The following is a 16,061-nucleotide window of genomic DNA, read 5'->3' as shown; positions in this document are numbered from 1 at the left end:
TCTATTCCTTACCATTCTTTCCTGAAATGTAGAAAAAATAAGTCCGAAATAGGAAAAAAGAGAGACCGGGACAAAACTAAAGGACGCAGACATAAAGATGTACATTTACAGTGTCGGTTCTTAATCCCGCTAATGATTTCCGTGCAAGACTACGCTTTCCGCGGGTAGCCCGTTGCGGGGTCTCACATAAGCTACTCTTCCCGCAGGAGTCTTCGTCTTGCACTCCAATCAACCGCCGGAGAGAGCTGAAATCTAAATATACATTGAACAAATTAAAAACCCGACCTAATTTTCCTTCTAGGAGGCAAATCAGGTCGGGTTTTACTTAGACTAGAACACTTTTGTTTTAGCCTACCTTAATGGATATCTTTATGAATGTTCAAGAACAGAACCATATTTCTCGGCAGAATCAACGGTCTGTTTTAATAGCATGGAGATGGTGACAGGGCCTACTCCACCTGGTACAGGAGTAATCGCGCTCGCTTTTTCATAGCACGCCTCATAATCGATGTCTCCAACGTTCCCTTTATTATAGCCCGCATCAAGAACAACAGCACCGGCTTTTAACCAGTCTCCTTGAATGAAGTTAGGTTTACCTACTGCTGCCACCACGATATCTGCAGTAGAGAGAATGTCAGGCAGGTTCTCTGTATAAGAATGACATGTCGTCACCGTTGCGTTTCGATTCAACAGCATCATGGACACAGGCTTTCCAAGAATCGGGCTTCTTCCTACAACGACAGCGTGTTTACCTTCAAGAGACACACCGTAGTAATCGATGATACTCATGATTGCAGCAGGTGTGCACGATGGATATTCACCAAACCCCAATGAATTTTGACCGAAACCGAGGCTCGTGACTCCATCAACGTCCTTATTAATGGAAATAGCTTCAAAGGCAGCACGTTCATCAATATGTTGAGGTACAGGATGCTGCAAGAGAATCCCATGAACGGAAGAGTCTTGATTAAGCTCCTGGATCACGTCCAACAGTTCATTTGTTGTGGTTTCCTTAGGAAGATGAATTCTTCTTGATTCCATTCCGATCTTCGCGCAGGCATTACCCTTCATCTTCACATAGGTAGCAGAAGATGGGTCGTCTCCAACAAGTACCGTAGCAAGACATGGGGTAATACCATTCTCCTTTAATACAGCAACTCTCGACTTTAGGCTTTCTTTTACCTCAGATGCAACAAGTTTCCCGTCTAATACTAGTGGTTCCACTGCAATCCCTCCTGATTATAGTAAAAGAAGACAAGGGTATCCCCCTTGCCTCCTGCCCAGGCGAACGGCTAATGGCTAATGATTTATAAGATTCGCAGCTCCCTTGTGGTTGATTCCACATTTTCGCCAGTCACTGCTTTATTTATTTTCAATTTGATTATAACACGAATATAAATTATATATCTAGTATTAATGTTCGTGTTTTTGTGAAACTACATCAAAAGGCTGATAAGCTGCTACTTCTAATTTTCTATGTCACCAGACGCCATATTGACGATTTGTCGAAGGGAGATTTTTCATAAACTGTGAGTAACAAGAGTTAGGGAAGGGGAAATAAAGATGTTGAATAATAAAGTAGTCATGATAACAGGAGCCTCAAAAGGGTTGGGCAGGGCCCTTGCTATACAATGTGCCAAGGGAGGGGCAAAGCTTGCGATCTGTGCACGAATGGCTGGACCTCTTCTGGAGGTTGAGAAAGAATTGAAGGAGTTAGGGGCAGAGGTGGTAGCTTTGGAAGCCGATGTTTCTCATTCCAGGGATGTAGATCGTTTTGTTTCTGTAACGGAGGAAGTATTGGGGGGAGTGGATGTTCTTTTTAACAATGCTTCCGTATTTGGCCCTGGTCCGCGCTTGCTGGCTGATTACCCTGAAGAAGAATTTTTAGAGGTGCTAAGAATCAATGCATTGAACCCATTTTTAGTAACAAAAAGAGTCCTTCCTGGAATGGTCAGCCGGGGGAAAGGTTCAATCATAAATTTAACGTCAGAAGCGGGTAAAACAGGGTTTGCCGAGTGGGGAGCATACGGGGTTTCGAAATTTGCCGTCGAAGGATTGACTCAAACATGGGCCGATGAGCTGAGTGATACAGGGATACGGGTGAATATGGTCGATCCGGGGGAAATGGATACGGACATGCACGATAAGGCTGTCCCGGGATGTGATTATCCACTTGCGAACCCTAACGATCACCTTGACGTCTTTTTGTATCTGGCTTCCGACGCTTCAGAAAACGAAAATGGGAATCGGTTTGAAGCACAGGAATTTCAGTGGAATAGAGGTGGGAATAATGAATGAACTGGCTAAGACTTTTGATATCCCTTCCCATTTAAACGCATCGACCCCCATTGAGCTTCAAGGGTTCGAAAGAGACGAAGTAAAGCTGATGATGTTGAACCGGGAGACCGGTAAATGTGAACATACAAAATTCAAGAAGCTACCGGAATTTTTAAATAAGGGGGACGTACTTGTTTTAAACAACAGCCGTACCATTCCTGCAGATCTAAAAGGGAAGCAAGGAAACAGACATTTCGAAGTTCGTTTATCCAGAAAAATAGCTGATGACTGCTGGGATGCGCTTATCATTGGAGACTTCTATCAAGCGGGGGAACCGATTTGTTTTTCAGAGGAAGTCCAGGCCAGCATGATTGGTGAAGGAAGTGAAAAGCCATTGGTAAAATTGAAATTTAACAAGAGTGGTGTTGAGCTTTTTGATTTTATTTACCGAAACGGAGATCCGATCCGTTATGAATATATTGCTTCACCCTGGCCGCTTGATTGCTACCAAACCGTATATGGATCAGTCCCGGGGTCTGTGGAAATGACATCTGCCGGGAGGGCCTTTTCATGGAAGTTGATACAATCCTTGAAGAAGAAAGGAATTGAAATCGCGTTCATACAGCTTCACGCAGGCTTGAGCTATTATGGTGATGATCGTTGGCCGACTCCAAGAAATCATCCTGAAGAATACCATGTAGGTTCAGGGACAGTGGACAAAATCCTCAAGGCAAAGAATAGTGGGAAGCGGGTCATTGCAGTGGGTACTACAGTTGTTCGAGCCCTTGAAACCATCATGACGCAATATGGTCAGCTAAAGCCTGCTGAAGGGGTAACAAACTTATATATATCGGGGGACACCCCACTTCAACTCACAGATGGGCTCATTACGGGGCTGCATGAACCGGAAGCGAGTCATCTGGATCTCTTAAAGGCATTTATTTCAGAAGAAAAGTTATTGAACGCCTATCAAACAGCCCTATTAAAAAACTATAAGTGGCATGAATTTGGAGATATGAATGTAATTTTGTAAGGAGAATGGATATGAGGCTTCATCATATGGGGATGAATGTAAAGAGTTTATTGCGGTCGAAGGAATTCTATCAATCTTATTTTGGGTTTGATGAGGAAACGTATTTCGAGTGGGGTAGTGAGAAGATACTATTTATGATAAAGAACGATTGTCGATTGGAGCTCATCGAAGAACCTGGGGAGGATAACGGCTCGAAGCGGACATTTCTTCATATTGCCATGGCAGTCATCGATTTGGAGACGGAGGTTGGTCTATTAATGGAGAAAGGGTTAGTACCTGTTGAGGGCCCTGTTGTTCTTGAAAATGGCTGGAAAGTGGTCTTTTATTTTGGACCTGATGGGGAAATTATTGAGTTGGTTGAAGGGTAGAGGATTTTTTTGGTGAGCTGATCTGATTTCATGGAGAAATTTACTTTTTCAGCTTGGTTTCTATTGTTTTATCAAGGAAGAATGAGGATTTAAGTAATTTCAAAGTGTCCTCTGCTTTTTTTCGAGGTGCAGCTTAGTGAATCCCGCCGTTTTTCGTGGAAATCCGGCGGGAATTGTCATAAAACCAGCCGTTTTCAGTGAAAATCCAGCGTAAATCACAAATAATCCGGCCGTTTTACAAAATATGTAAAAGAAGAAGAGGGAATATACGGAATTTCCAACAGTAAATTATCCCCACCAACCCCATAGGTTTTATGAAATTTTTTTGTTTATTATTCTGTGATACAGTTATCCGGGTAATAAATGAAATGACTATGGTGTAGGAAGGGATTTTCATGAATAGAGAATTAGTTTTACGTTGGTCGTTCTTCTTTACTGGCCTCCTTGTACTTGCGTTTGGCATAAGCTTGACGATCAAAGGAAAAGACCTTGGAATCGGACCTTGGGATGTGTTTCATTATGGGCTCTTTTTGCAGCTCGGATTGACGATTGGTACATGGTCCATTATTGCGGGCTTTGTCATCTTGTTCGTGACGGGGATTGGAACGAAGTCATTCCCTAAAGTCGGTGCTTTTATTAATATGCTGTTAATCGGTATTTTCATAGATTTATTTAATTATGTACTTCCTGACCCCCAATCATTATTGGCACAGTCGATCGTGTTTGCTATTGGGATTGTGGTGATCGGGTACGGAATCGGACTATATGTGTCAGCTGACTTGGGGGCAGGACCACGTGACAGTCTGATGCTGCTCGTAGTTGAAAAGACGGGCTGGAAAGTTCAGTGGGTACGAAATGGAATGGAGATCATAGTGTTCTTCTTCGGCTGGTTACTTGGTGGTCCTGTCGGGATCGGGACGGTCATTATCGCACTGGGACTCGGTTCCATCGTTGGATTTTCATTACCTCAAAGTAAAAAGCTTCTTCACTTTTTCCTTATGAGACAAATGACAAAAAGAGACAATCCTTTAGCAAGCTGAGGGTTGTTTCTTTTTTTGTTTGGCTCTTTTCGCAAAGATTGTTGTTTTTTAGCATAGAATCTGCAAGGGCTCTGTCAACCAGGTTTATGCTGGATGGTGAGGGGAACTACTCCGCTTTCCGCGGACGTTCGGCCGAGCCTCCTCAGCTTCGCTTCCGGGGTCTCGGCACGCCCGTACTTCCGCAGGAGTCTGCGCAGTTCCCCTCACCATCTTTAATAGGATCTTTGTGACAGAGCTTCAAGGTGTACCGGAAAACAAATAACTAGAAAAAATAATTCTGCTTCATTAAGGCAATGAATCTCTACTTAACTTAAAAGAGAATGTTTGCTAGAAAGCTGGTTTTAATTGTTTTAGATTAAAGATTCATGCTCAGAAAGTTGATTGGAGCGGAAGGATGCTCGACTCCTGCGGGAATAGCTGGACAGGTGAGACCCCGGAGGCGCAGCCGAGGAGGCTCACCGCCAGCCCCGCGGAAAGCGAGCATCCTGGAGCGGAAATCAACTATTACTTCCTCCTCTACAATAGCAACAAACTATACGAAAAGAGCCTCTTGTTTAAAAGAGGTATTTTACCCGATATTAAAGAAGTATGAAGAGAGTTCTCAGAGACGGGAGATGTTTTGATTGAAGAATATACTGGATGATCAATTTAGTGAAAAGGAATCTGTTAAGAAATGAAAGAACTGGTAGACTACTGTTACCTTTGTCAAAAGCCTCTTTACTGTTTAGACGGGTTCTTTAACGGTGTACAAAAGGAGAACGGGAAAAGCAGTTGTTTTGAATGCGAAGAACAAAATAATAAAGGGGAGAAAAAGGATGGGGCATGAGTATTCAGATAAAATCATCACTCTATTAAAAAATCATCAAAATAGTGAAAATCGAGAAGCTATGGAAGCGTATATGAGGAATCAATTTCAGTTCTTTGGCATTAGGACCCCGGAACGTAATGCTTTATTACGGGACTTTCTGAAGAAACACGGTAAACCACAAGTAGAAGAATTGCCTGACATTGTTCGTTCCCTTTGGTCTGAACCGCAAAGGGAGTGTCAGTATTTCGCTCTTTCCCTTCTGGATAAACAATCCAAGCATTTAACGAAAGAGCACCTGCCACTTTTAGAAGAATTGATAACAGATAAATCCTGGTGGGATACGATTGATCACATTGCTCCCAATCACGTAGGAAAAATCTATCAAACGGAAGAAGATGACGCATACTTAGAGAAATGGATTCATTCCGATAATATGTGGTTGAATCGGATCTCTATTTTGCATCAATTGAAATATAAAGGAAAAACAGATCAGGATCGTTTGTTCAGGTACATATTGTTCCATAATGAATCAAAAGAATTTTTTATTCAGAAGGCAATCGGCTGGGCGCTCCGGGAGTATTCAAAAACGGATCCGGAAGCGGTTCAGCAATTCATCGAATCAGAAAAGCTGGCACCGTTAAGTATGCGGGAAGGAATGAAACATATACACAGAAGGGCTAAGGAAGGGAAAACAGTTGAAAAGTATTGAGTGTATGAAGAGTCTGGACATGACACTCAGCTAATTTAAGTAAGGGGGATTACTATTTTAAAATTAGGTATTCACCCCGTCCTCAATCTAGTATAAAGTAAGGACAGATATATGTGAGAGGGGTTAGGATATGAATTGGAATGATTGCATCGAGAGAACAAACACTCACTCTGTGAAATGGTCGTTTCCTGCCGAGGATGTGATTCCTATGTGCATTGCAGATATGGACTTTCAAGTGTCTCCTGCCATTGTAGAAGCCATGAATCGCAAGGCTCAGCATGGCATATACGGCTATACGACATTTAGTGATCGATACTTTGAGTCTGTCATTTCATGGTGGAAGAGACGCTTCCATATGGATATAGAGAAAGAGTGGATCAGCTTTAGCCCTGGAATCATTCCGGGCATCAATGTATTGTTATCCGTGTTAACGGAGCCTGGAGACGGTGTAATCATCCAAGATCCCGTTTATTATCCTTTTTACAGTACGATAGAGAACCATGGCTGCTCGGTAATGAAAAATACGTTGCTATATGAGGATGGAGAATACTCGATTGATTTTGACGATTTAGAAGAGAAGGCGAGTCATCCGAGAACGAAACTTCTCATTCTCTGCAGTCCTCATAATCCGGTTGGACGGGTATGGACGCAAGAGGAATTAATGAAAATAGGTTCGATCGCTAAGCGGCATGACCTATGGATCATTTCAGACGAAATGCATGGAGATCTGGTATACAAAGGACATGAACACGTTCCTCTGTTTAAAGGGGATGAAAGCTTAGTAGAGCGAAGCATTCTATGTGCGGCTCCAAGTAAGACCTTTAATATCGCGGGGCTTCAAACCTCCATCCTTCTCATTCCGAACAAAGACTTGAGAGATAAGTATAATGAAAAGCTTACGGGCTATGGACTGATGAGACCGAATGTGTTTGGAATTGAAGGAACAATTGCGGCTTATGAGGAAGGTGAACCTTGGCTTAATGAGCTATTGATGGTGCTTGAAGAGAATAAACAGTATGTACTGAATTATTTAGAGCAACACCTTCCAGAGGTGAAAGGCATTACCCCACAGGCTACACACCTTATTTGGATGGATTGCACGGAATTAGGCATGGCAGGTGAAGAGTTGTGTACGTTTTTCTTAGAAAAGGCCAAAGTGAAATTTGATGAAGGCTTTAAATTTGGTCAGAGCGGGCACACCTTTGTCAGAATGAACATTGCCTGTCCGAAAGAGCGGATCGATTTGGCACTAAGAAGAATCCACGAGGCGATTCTGGATTACAGGGTCAACCGTAACATCATGAAATAGAACAGAGGATGAACCAATGAGATGTAATTGGTTCATCCTTTTTCTTTATAAGAAATAAAGAACGAAAGCTCCGAGACTCCCTGATAGCAGAACATATAGTAACATCGGGACCACGGTTATCCGGATGATCTGACCTTCTTTTCCGCTAAGCTGAACGACAGAAGCAGCGGCTACTACATTCAGGACACATACCATGTTTCCAGCGTTGGCTCCAAGCACCTGTAAGGATAAAACCGTTTGCTGGTCTGCCCCGATTTGATCGGCGACACTAAATTGAAAGAGAGAAAACATCATGTTACTAAACGTAGCGCTCCCAGAGATAAATGATCCAAGGGCTCCAATGAGAGGAGCGACAAAGGGCCATCCTTCACCCGCTAACCCTGACACTAATGTGGCCAGTTCCATTGGCATACTCACTAAATCACTGTCGTTCACACCTGAATTAATGAAAATCCTTACCATTGGAACGGCAGCCATTAATGAAATGATACTTCCTTTAATCGTAAATAGAGATTGTCGGAAAGTCTCTTCGATTTGGAGCCTGTTCATTTTATGAATAAGGAATGTCAGTGCCATGACTAATAAAAAGATTGTACCCGGAAGGTAAAGCGGCTCAAACTGAGTGGAAATCTCTGTTCCTAAAATATTACTCCATCCCACTTTCACGCTTCTAAGCCACTCTTTAATAGGCAGAAGATCCAATCTCGTTAAAACCAGCAGGACAGCAACAAGCAAGTAAGGAATCCAAGCTAACCAAATCGGCATTTTCCTATCAGGGACGAATTCGGTCTTAGGTTCTTCCTGTGCTTCAAAGTCCCAAGTCTCATCGGGTAATAAGAAACCTTTCTTCGCTGCAGGAATGACGATCATCAACCCCACTAATCCACCAATGATGGAAGGAAACTCCGGACCTAAGAAAGTGGCTACAAGTAATGCAGGTATTGTAAACGATAGACCTGCAAAGAGGGAGAATTTCCACAGAACCAGTCCTTCCTTCCAAGAACGATTTTGACCGAAAAAACGGGTCAGCATCACAACAATCAAGAGAGGGATCAAGCTGCCGATGAATATGTCGATACTCATGGCCCGACTCGCTACGCCGCTTAAATAATCGATCATTGACTGAGCCCCTATCGCTTGTTCCACCTGACCTGCAAGGGTTCCTCCCTGTCTCAATCCTTGATCGATCCCTACCATAACAGGAGTACCGACCGCACCAAATGATACAGCACTGCTATCTGCAATAAGAGCGAGAGAAACGGCTGCGAGGGGCGGAAACCCTAACGCGACAAGTAATGGTGCTGCCAGGGCAGCAGGCGTCCCGAAACCGGCTGCACCTTCAATAAAAGAGCCGAATAACCAAGCGATTATGATGACCTGTACACGACGGTCCGGGGAAATCATAGAAAATCCATTGCGGATCGTTTCCATGGCACCGCTGTTTTGCAAGGTATTTAAAAGCAGGATCGCACCAAAAACAATCCAAAGTATAGTGAAAGCAATAATCATTCCCTCAACCGTGGCAGCACCGATCTGTATAAAAGGGACCTTCCAGAATACAAGACTTAAAATGACTGTCATTAAGAAGCTGACAGGCATCGCAACAGAAGCGGGTAACCGCAAAATAACAAGAAATATAAGAACGGCTAATACGGGAGTCAATGAGGTTAAGAGTTCAACAACAGACATTTCCATCACCTGCTTTAAGGTTATATATCTATTTTATTATATGTTTGTGAATAATTTCACAAACATATATGAATAATTTATGAAAGATGAAGAAAAGATAAGAGATTATTGTTTTTTTATAGGTTCTGTATCAATAAAATTCAGGTGAAGATAGGTTGATGTTTGAAATATACTCTATATATACTTCTATCCTTCATTAGCATTCAGAATGTAAAAGCACAGAGTGGATTGTAGCGGAAGGCACTTATCTCCTGCGGGCAATAGAGGAAAAGTCGAGACCCCACAGGGCAAAGCCCGAGGAGGCTCGACTTCCTCCCCGCGGAAAGGAAGTGCCTGGAGCGGAAAGGAACGGTCCATCTTTTCGCTCTATTCCTCATCCAAAAGTAGAAATGTTTTACTCGGGTGATTGCATGAAGTCCCATATAGAAACACAAACTAAAAGGATAAGATATATTTTGTCCATCACAAAAAAACATGTTAAACTAAGAATCAGAATAATCATTAGCAATTATAAAGAGTCAACTGATAAATGGTGTGTTTTTGGAGTGGACATTTGTTTTTAAAACGCTTACATAACAGGAGGATACGTATATGACTAGTAAAACATTAGATCATTTTTTACAGGAAAATCTTGAAGACCTTAAATCACGCGGTTTATATAATGAGATCGATCCATTACAAGGTGCAAACGGACCGGTGATTACGATCAATGATAAGAAACTTGTGAATCTTTCTTCTAACAATTATCTTGGACTCGCAACGGATGAGCGCTTGAAAAAAGTAGCGATCGAAGCAGTAAAAGAATATGGTGTAGGGGCTGGAGCCGTCCGTACAATCAATGGTACCCTTGATCTTCATGTGAAACTTGAAGAGAAACTGGCGAAGTTTAAAGGCACAGAAGCTGCCATTGCTTATCAGTCAGGATTCAATTGTAATATGGCTGCGATATCTGCGGTTATGGACAAGAATGACGCCATCCTTTCTGATGAATTGAACCATGCGTCGATTATTGATGGCTGTCGTCTTTCGAAAGCAAAGATTATCCGGTTTGGTCACTCAGATATGGAAGATCTTCGTGCGAAAGCAAAAGAAGCAAAGGAATCGGGTCAATACAACAAAATCATGATCATCACCGACGGAGTATTTTCAATGGATGGGGATGTATGTAAACTTCCTGAAATCGTTGAAATTGCTGAGGAATTTGATATCATGACGTATGTAGATGACGCTCACGGTTCGGGTGTCCTTGGAAAAGGTGCAGGAACGGTTAAACACTTTGGCCTGTCAGACAAAGTGGACTTCCAAATGGGTACGTTATCGAAAGCAATCGGTGTAGTTGGTGGATACGTGGCAGGAACTCAAAACCTGATCGACTGGTTAAAGGTCCGCTCACGTCCTTTCCTATTCTCTACATCCTTGACTCCTGCGGATGTAACGGCTTGTACAGAAGCCCTTGATCTCATCATGAACTCTACAGAGCTTCAAGATAATATGTGGGAAAACAGTCGTTATCTGAAAGAAGAGCTGACGAAGCTTGGCTTTGACATCGGAAACAGTGAGACGCCTATCACTCCGGTTATCATCGGTGAAGAGCAAGCGACCCAGGATTTCAGTAAACGCCTATATGAAGAGGGTGTTTATGCCAAATCCATCGTGTTCCCAACCGTACCAAGAGGAACAGGCCGTGTGAGAAACATGCCTTCAGCAGCACACACGAAAGACATGCTCGATCAAGCGATTAAAGCATATGAAAAAGTCGGTAAAGAAATGGGAATTATTTAACCCCCCTTAATAAATAACGTGATAGGGTCTGGCTATAAAAGTCAGCCCTATCTGTATGAATAATGAAATCATTCTATCACCATAGGAAAATGCAGGAGGAAAGACGATGAAAAAGATTTTAGTAACGGGTGCCTTGGGGCAAATCGGTTCTGAGCTCACCAATAAACTTCGTACTGTGTACGGTTCTGATAACGTCATTGCGACAGATATCCGGGAAACAGACAGCCCGGTCGTAACGGACGGCCCTTTTGAGCAATTAGACGTGACCGATGCCGAAAAAATGTTTGACATTGCCAAAACGAATAAGGTGGATACCATTATTCACCTCGCAGCTCTATTATCTGCAACGGCGGAAGCAAAACCGCTTCTTGCCTGGAATTTAAACATGGGTGGATTGGTAAATGCCCTGGAAGCAGCAAGAGAATTGGAATGTCAGTTCTTCACACCAAGTTCAATTGGAGCTTTCGGTCCATCAACGCCAAAGGATTCAACTCCACAAGATACCATCATGCGACCTACGACCATGTATGGAGTCAACAAAGTGTCAGGAGAACTTCTGTCTGATTATTACTTCACTAAATTTGGGGTGGATACGAGAGGACTGCGTTTTCCAGGTCTGATTTCATATGAAACCCTGCCAGGTGGCGGGACGACTGATTATGCAGTAGAAATTTATTATGAAGCAATCAAGAATAACCAGTATACTTCATACATCGGTGAAGGAACCCATATGGATATGATGTATATGCCTGATGCACTTAATGCGATCATAGACCTTATGGAAGCGGACGGTTCAAAGCTTGAGCACCGTAATTCCTTCAATGTATCTGCCATGAGCGTAGCACCTGAGGATATTGCAAAAGCAATCCGCGTACACCAACCGGACTTTACGCTTGATTATAGCGTAGACCCAGTTCGCCAAAACATTGCCGAAAGCTGGCCGAACGCCATAGATTCCAGCGCAGCCATGAACGAATGGGGCTTCAAAGCAGAATACGACCTAGCCAAAATGACCGCTGATATGTTAGAAAAATTAAAAACGAAGTAAACAGAAGGATCCCTGGGAAGCGATAGTTTCTTAGGGATCTTTTTTATTCCTTAATCTCTTTTATTTTGGTTTTTTCGCAAAGTTTGAGGCTATCTTAGATAAGAAAGTAGTAGTTGATTTCCGCTACAGGATGCTCGCTTTCCGCTCCAATCAACTTTCTCAGTATGAGTTTTTTAATGAAGTCACTAATTTTTTGAAAATAATATTATTAAAAAGATCAGTGGTCCATTTCCTTATAAGGACAAGTAATTCTGGTCTCTATTTGATTGTTTTGTCATCCTTTAGCCCTGTCACTAAAATTCTCTTATAGATGGTGAGGGGAACTGCGTAGACTCCTGCGGAAGTACGGGCGTGCCGAGACCCCGTTCGGCTAAGCTGAGGAGGCTCGGCCGAACGCTAGCTGCAAGCGGAGCGGTTCCCCTCACCATCCAGCACACACTAATTGGCAGAGCCCTGGCAGTTCCCAAGTTATTAAACAATAATCTTTGAGAAAAGAGATATTTTATAATACGACAAAATATGACAATAATTGATAGTGAATTGGAAAGAAAATGATATACTGAAACAGAATGAATAAATGAAACCAAGCTCCTTTTTGTGGAAAAAAATGGTGATAACCTATATAAATTGTGCTAAAATTCAGAAGTCTAAGGATTTTACATAAGGGGGATTCAGATGAGAGAAAAATTGAAAGTATTTGGGATACCTATAGGAATCATGCTTCTATTCATTGCTGCTTTATTCTTTCACCAGCTGTTGTTAGTGAAAGAATTACCTCAGCCGAACTGGAGCCGTTCACTACCATTAGATTACACATCAAAAGAGAGACCACAGGTGTTTCAAAACAATGGGGAACTATACATATCAAGTAAAGGGAAGATTCATGCCTTTACAATCAATGATGAATTGAAAGTAGAAGATGAAAGAGTCATTGATACCACTATTACCAGAGGGTATCCATTTTGGACCGATGGCAACGAATTCATCTACTATAAAGATGGAAATTTAGTTTCGACCCAGGACAAGAAAGATCAAATCCTTTCGAAAGAGATCACGGGTCTCGGAGCAAGCGCAAACGACATCTATTATTGGAGTAACGAACAACTATATGAATATAATGTTAAAGAAGGATCTTCTAGGGAAGTCTATACTTTCCCGTCTGAAATTTCCGAGATTCACGCAGGAGACAACGGAAGTGCCATCATTCAGGTTAAACAAGATGATACTCATGATTTCGTCTACTATATGAATGAAAGCCGTGAAGTAAGTGATAAGCCTTTTTTGCTAGTAAATACAGCACCCAATAAAAAGGTGGATGGTTTAACGTTTAAAGTAACAGACGAGCAGCTAACCTTACTGTACAATGAGAAATCACGAACACAAGGCACGCTTTCGTACAGTACATACATGGTGAAGGCTCCATTACTGGAACTTGGATCATCGATTTTAACCGGGAGTAAGGTTGAATTGGTAAATAAAGATACCGGAGAAAAGCTGGCAAGTGCCGGTGGAGTACAGTTTGTAAACGTTGATGGGAAAGAATCCGTGGTGTTCACTTCAGAAGGACAGCGTATTGGTGATAATGGTGCGATGAGCCTGTACGCCGCTCCTTTTCAAGATAAGGGGACTCTGGAGGGTTCTCCTCTTAGTACGACAAAGCATGTCACATATTCACCCGTGCAATTAACTGACGAAACACTGGTTTGGTTTAATTATGATGGTGGTACATATGAACTATACGGGGCGTCACAGAACGATCAAGTCGTTTCAGAAAGTACAAACTGGTCGAAAAGATCAGTGAAAGAGGCATTGAACAACGGAGTTCTCATGATGTTCAGCAGCCTAGTGACAGTATTGACATCCTTTTACTGGGTGCTTCCATCACTCTTTCTATTAATCTTACTGTATATATTCAGACCAAACGCGTTTGAAAAAGACGGGATCAGCTGGGCAGAATATGCATCGATCATCATTTTTATGCTGATGCCGATCAGCTACACAAGCAACGCTATGAACGCATATTTTTATCAAGTGGCACCGGAGTATTTAGTGTTTCCTGGAAGTGGCTACGCGTTATTATTGTTGATTAGTGTGATCACTTGGGTGATTTGGAAAATAGGACGGGACCCTGATTGGGGATCCTTTGCAGGTGCCTTTTACTTCATGGGAATCTATATTTTGTTCTATATTACCTCAATCGGTCCATATATATTTAACTTATTTTAACGAATAAAAGTATGAGTGGGACGGGTGACTTGGATGATGGAGAAAATGAATCATATGATAAAACATACATTCTACAACAAAATAATGATACTCATGGCTCTATTTATCTTACAGTTCGTCTTTTTACTCTTGATTGACAAGCCATGGAATGTAATCTCTGCCCTACTGGTAACGATTGTAGGGATAACGGTCCTGGCACACTTGTTAATAAAAGGGAAAACTTTTCTGGCAGAGCACCAAAAATTGCTGGAAGAAGAAAATCAGCTTTCCACTCTTCTTCACTCCCTGCCGGATTTTGTGTGCTTTAAGGATGGACAGGGCCGCTGGTTAAAGGTCAATCAATTTGGCAGAAAACTGTATAACCTTGAACGAATTGATTATGTGGGGAAGACTGACAGGGAATTAGGAGAGCTGGTTCCCTTTTTTAAAGACGCTTTCGATTATTGTGTTGACTCCGATGAACAATCTTGGAAAGCCGAAAAGGTAACAAGATGTGAAGAAGGCTTCTTTCTTCCGAGCGGTGAATACAAGACCTTTGATGTCATAAAAGTCCCGTTGTTTCATTCGAATCAGACACGAAAGGGATTAGTCATCATTGGCAGGGATATTTCTCAGCAGAAAATAGCAGAAGAAATGCTGTTAAGGAAAGAGAAATTATCTGTGGTCGGGGAGCTTGCGGCTGGAATCGCCCATGAGATCCGGAATCCCCTTACGAGCATCAAGGGCTTCATTCAACTGCTTGAAGAGAATGAACATGTATCCGAAAACTATCTTAATGTCATGTCCTCTGAGATGGATCGAATCAACCAAATTGTAGGAGAGTTACTCATTTTATCAAAACCTCAAATGAGGGAATACCAGGTCTTTGATATGAATGAGGTGTTAAACTATGTGATAAAGGTAATGAAGCATGAAGCAATCCTCAAAGGAATCACATTAAATGTTCAAGTGCCATCATCCTCCATACACGTATTTGGAGACAAGAATCAATGCGTACAGGTCTTTATAAATATTATAAAAAATGCAATCGAATCGATGGATGAAGGGGAAATCAGCGTCGACTGGAACGTTCTGAACGAAACGATCATCATCTCGATTCAAGATCAAGGGATGGGAATTCCACCTGAACGATTAAAGAGACTGGGAGAGCCCTTCTTTACCTTAAAAGAAAAAGGAATGGGACTCGGACTGACCATCAGTCAAAAAATCATTGAAGACCATAAAGGGTCTATACACATTGAATCAGAAGTGAACAAAGGAACAAAAGTAGAAGTAACCCTACCGGTGAAACATATATGAAGTTCAAGGCTGCCTCATTGTGATGCAGCCTTTACCTATGTATAAGGTAGAATAATTGGAATGGTTATGATGATTAAAAAGGGTTCTTCGCACCTCCATTATATAAGACCTAAGGATGGATTAACTATGAAGGTTGGAAAAAGGGATAACGGCTTGTAAGTAAAGCCTGTTTTCTAAAAGGTCGATGGTTCATAAGGGTTTAATAACATAACAATGGGTTTTTTTGATCATTTGTATATCTATCCATGTATATAAGCAGTATGAAGGTAGAAGCACAGAGTGGATTGTAGCGGAAGGCAATTGACTCCTGCGGGAAATAGAGGAAAGGTCGAGACCCCACAGGGCAAAGCCCGAGGAGGCTTGACTTCCTCCCCGCGGAAAGCAATTGCCTGGAGCGGAAAGGAACGGTCAATGTTTTGTTCATAAACGATCCCAACAAAAAACCCAGGTTCGAATTCGAACCTGGGTTTCTT

General features: G+C 42.1%; 12 protein-coding genes and 1 riboswitch. Of the genes, 10 read left to right on the top strand and 2 right to left on the bottom strand.

What is annotated here, in order from left to right; genetic code table 11:
* Positions 1-369 precede the first annotated feature (369 nt).
* A complete protein-coding gene (locus tag ACQKFO_RS16015) occupies positions 370-1,224 on the bottom strand; it encodes a bifunctional 5,10-methylenetetrahydrofolate dehydrogenase/5,10-methenyltetrahydrofolate cyclohydrolase (RefSeq protein ID WP_427599920.1) in 855 nt (284 codons plus the stop codon).
* A gap of 47 nt (positions 1,225-1,271) precedes the next feature.
* Positions 1,272-1,368, bottom strand: a riboswitch (ZMP/ZTP riboswitch).
* 195 nt (positions 1,369-1,563) lie between these two features.
* On the opposite strand from ACQKFO_RS16015, the gene ACQKFO_RS16010 reads away from it, so the two are divergent.
* From ACQKFO_RS16010 to ACQKFO_RS15985, 6 genes are all read left to right on the top strand, one after another.
* Positions 1,564-2,298, top strand: a complete 735-nt coding sequence (locus tag ACQKFO_RS16010) for an SDR family NAD(P)-dependent oxidoreductase (RefSeq protein WP_427599919.1) — start codon at positions 1,564-1,566, stop codon at positions 2,296-2,298.
* Positions 2,291-3,310 carry an S-adenosylmethionine:tRNA ribosyltransferase-isomerase gene (locus tag ACQKFO_RS16005; RefSeq protein WP_427599918.1) on the top strand — a complete coding sequence of 340 codons (1,020 nt, stop codon included), beginning with the start codon at positions 2,291-2,293 and terminating at the stop codon, positions 3,308-3,310. Before ACQKFO_RS16010 ends, ACQKFO_RS16005 begins: the two co-directional genes overlap by 8 nt.
* A gap of 11 nt (positions 3,311-3,321) precedes the next feature.
* On the top strand, positions 3,322-3,678 hold the full coding sequence (locus ACQKFO_RS16000; protein WP_427599917.1) for a VOC family protein: 357 nt from the start codon (positions 3,322-3,324) through the stop codon (positions 3,676-3,678).
* 395 nt (positions 3,679-4,073) lie between these two features.
* Complete coding sequence (locus ACQKFO_RS15995) at positions 4,074-4,718, top strand: YczE/YyaS/YitT family protein (protein ID WP_427599916.1); 645 nt, start codon at positions 4,074-4,076, stop codon at positions 4,716-4,718.
* 815 nt (positions 4,719-5,533) lie between these two features.
* Entirely contained in the window at positions 5,534-6,235 is a 702-nt protein-coding gene (locus ACQKFO_RS15990) for a DNA alkylation repair protein (RefSeq protein WP_427599915.1), read from the top strand.
* 130 nt (positions 6,236-6,365) lie between these two features.
* The gene (locus ACQKFO_RS15985; RefSeq protein WP_427599914.1) at positions 6,366-7,544 is read left to right on the top strand and encodes a MalY/PatB family protein; all 1,179 of its coding nucleotides are present in this window, start codon (positions 6,366-6,368) and stop codon (positions 7,542-7,544) included.
* Positions 7,545-7,589: 45 nt separating this feature from the next.
* On the opposite strand, the gene ACQKFO_RS15980 is transcribed toward ACQKFO_RS15985, so the two are convergent.
* Positions 7,590-9,233: an L-lactate permease gene (locus tag ACQKFO_RS15980; RefSeq protein ID WP_427599913.1), complete on the bottom strand. Its 1,644-nt coding sequence runs from the start codon at positions 9,231-9,233 to the stop codon at positions 7,590-7,592.
* A gap of 591 nt (positions 9,234-9,824) precedes the next feature.
* On the opposite strand from ACQKFO_RS15980, the gene ACQKFO_RS15975 reads away from it, so the two are divergent.
* The 4 genes from ACQKFO_RS15975 to ACQKFO_RS15960 all read left to right on the top strand — a co-directional run bounded on the left by ACQKFO_RS15975 (position 9,825) and on the right by ACQKFO_RS15960 (position 15,588).
* The gene (locus ACQKFO_RS15975; RefSeq protein ID WP_315635258.1) at positions 9,825-11,015 is read left to right on the top strand and encodes a glycine C-acetyltransferase; all 1,191 of its coding nucleotides are present in this window, start codon (positions 9,825-9,827) and stop codon (positions 11,013-11,015) included.
* A gap of 106 nt (positions 11,016-11,121) precedes the next feature.
* Positions 11,122-12,063, top strand: a complete 942-nt coding sequence (locus ACQKFO_RS15970; protein ID WP_427599912.1) for an L-threonine 3-dehydrogenase — start codon at positions 11,122-11,124, stop codon at positions 12,061-12,063.
* A gap of 675 nt (positions 12,064-12,738) precedes the next feature.
* Positions 12,739-14,289, top strand: a complete 1,551-nt coding sequence (locus ACQKFO_RS15965; RefSeq protein ID WP_427599911.1) for a hypothetical protein — start codon at positions 12,739-12,741, stop codon at positions 14,287-14,289.
* 54 nt (positions 14,290-14,343) lie between these two features.
* On the top strand, positions 14,344-15,588 hold the full coding sequence (locus tag ACQKFO_RS15960) for an ATP-binding protein (protein WP_427599910.1): 1,245 nt from the start codon (positions 14,344-14,346) through the stop codon (positions 15,586-15,588).
* The last annotated feature ends 473 nt before the right edge of the window (positions 15,589-16,061 follow it).

The organism is Rossellomorea sp. NPDC071047, assembly GCF_050270195.1.
In the GTDB taxonomy this organism is placed as follows: Bacteria; Bacillota; Bacilli; order Bacillales; family Bacillaceae_B; genus Rossellomorea.
Note: the sequence above shows the minus strand (reverse complement) of the source record. Positions and strands in the feature narration are given on the sequence as shown.

Bases quoted from the DNA above. Each gene is read 5' to 3' on its own strand.
- ACQKFO_RS16005 (WP_427599918.1), top strand. From the start codon at position 2,291: ATGAATGAACTGGCTAAGACTTTTGATATCCCTTCCCATTTAAACGCA.
- ACQKFO_RS15975 (WP_315635258.1), top strand. From the start codon at position 9,825: ATGACTAGTAAAACATTAGATCATTTTTTACAGGAAAATCTTGAAGAC.
- ACQKFO_RS15985 (WP_427599914.1), top strand. From the start codon at position 6,366: ATGAATTGGAATGATTGCATCGAGAGAACAAACACTCACTCTGTGAAA.
- ACQKFO_RS16000 (WP_427599917.1), top strand. From the start codon at position 3,322: ATGAGGCTTCATCATATGGGGATGAATGTAAAGAGTTTATTGCGGTCG.
- ACQKFO_RS15970 (WP_427599912.1), top strand. From the start codon at position 11,122: ATGAAAAAGATTTTAGTAACGGGTGCCTTGGGGCAAATCGGTTCTGAG.
- ACQKFO_RS16010 (WP_427599919.1), top strand. From the start codon at position 1,564: ATGTTGAATAATAAAGTAGTCATGATAACAGGAGCCTCAAAAGGGTTG.
- ACQKFO_RS15990 (WP_427599915.1), top strand. From the start codon at position 5,534: ATGGGGCATGAGTATTCAGATAAAATCATCACTCTATTAAAAAATCAT.
- ACQKFO_RS15965 (WP_427599911.1), top strand. From the start codon at position 12,739: ATGAGAGAAAAATTGAAAGTATTTGGGATACCTATAGGAATCATGCTT.
- ACQKFO_RS15960 (WP_427599910.1), top strand. From the start codon at position 14,344: ATGATAAAACATACATTCTACAACAAAATAATGATACTCATGGCTCTA.
- ACQKFO_RS15995 (WP_427599916.1), top strand. From the start codon at position 4,074: ATGAATAGAGAATTAGTTTTACGTTGGTCGTTCTTCTTTACTGGCCTC.
- ACQKFO_RS15980 (WP_427599913.1), bottom strand. From the start codon at position 9,233: ATGTCTGTTGTTGAACTCTTAACCTCATTGACTCCCGTATTAGCCGTT.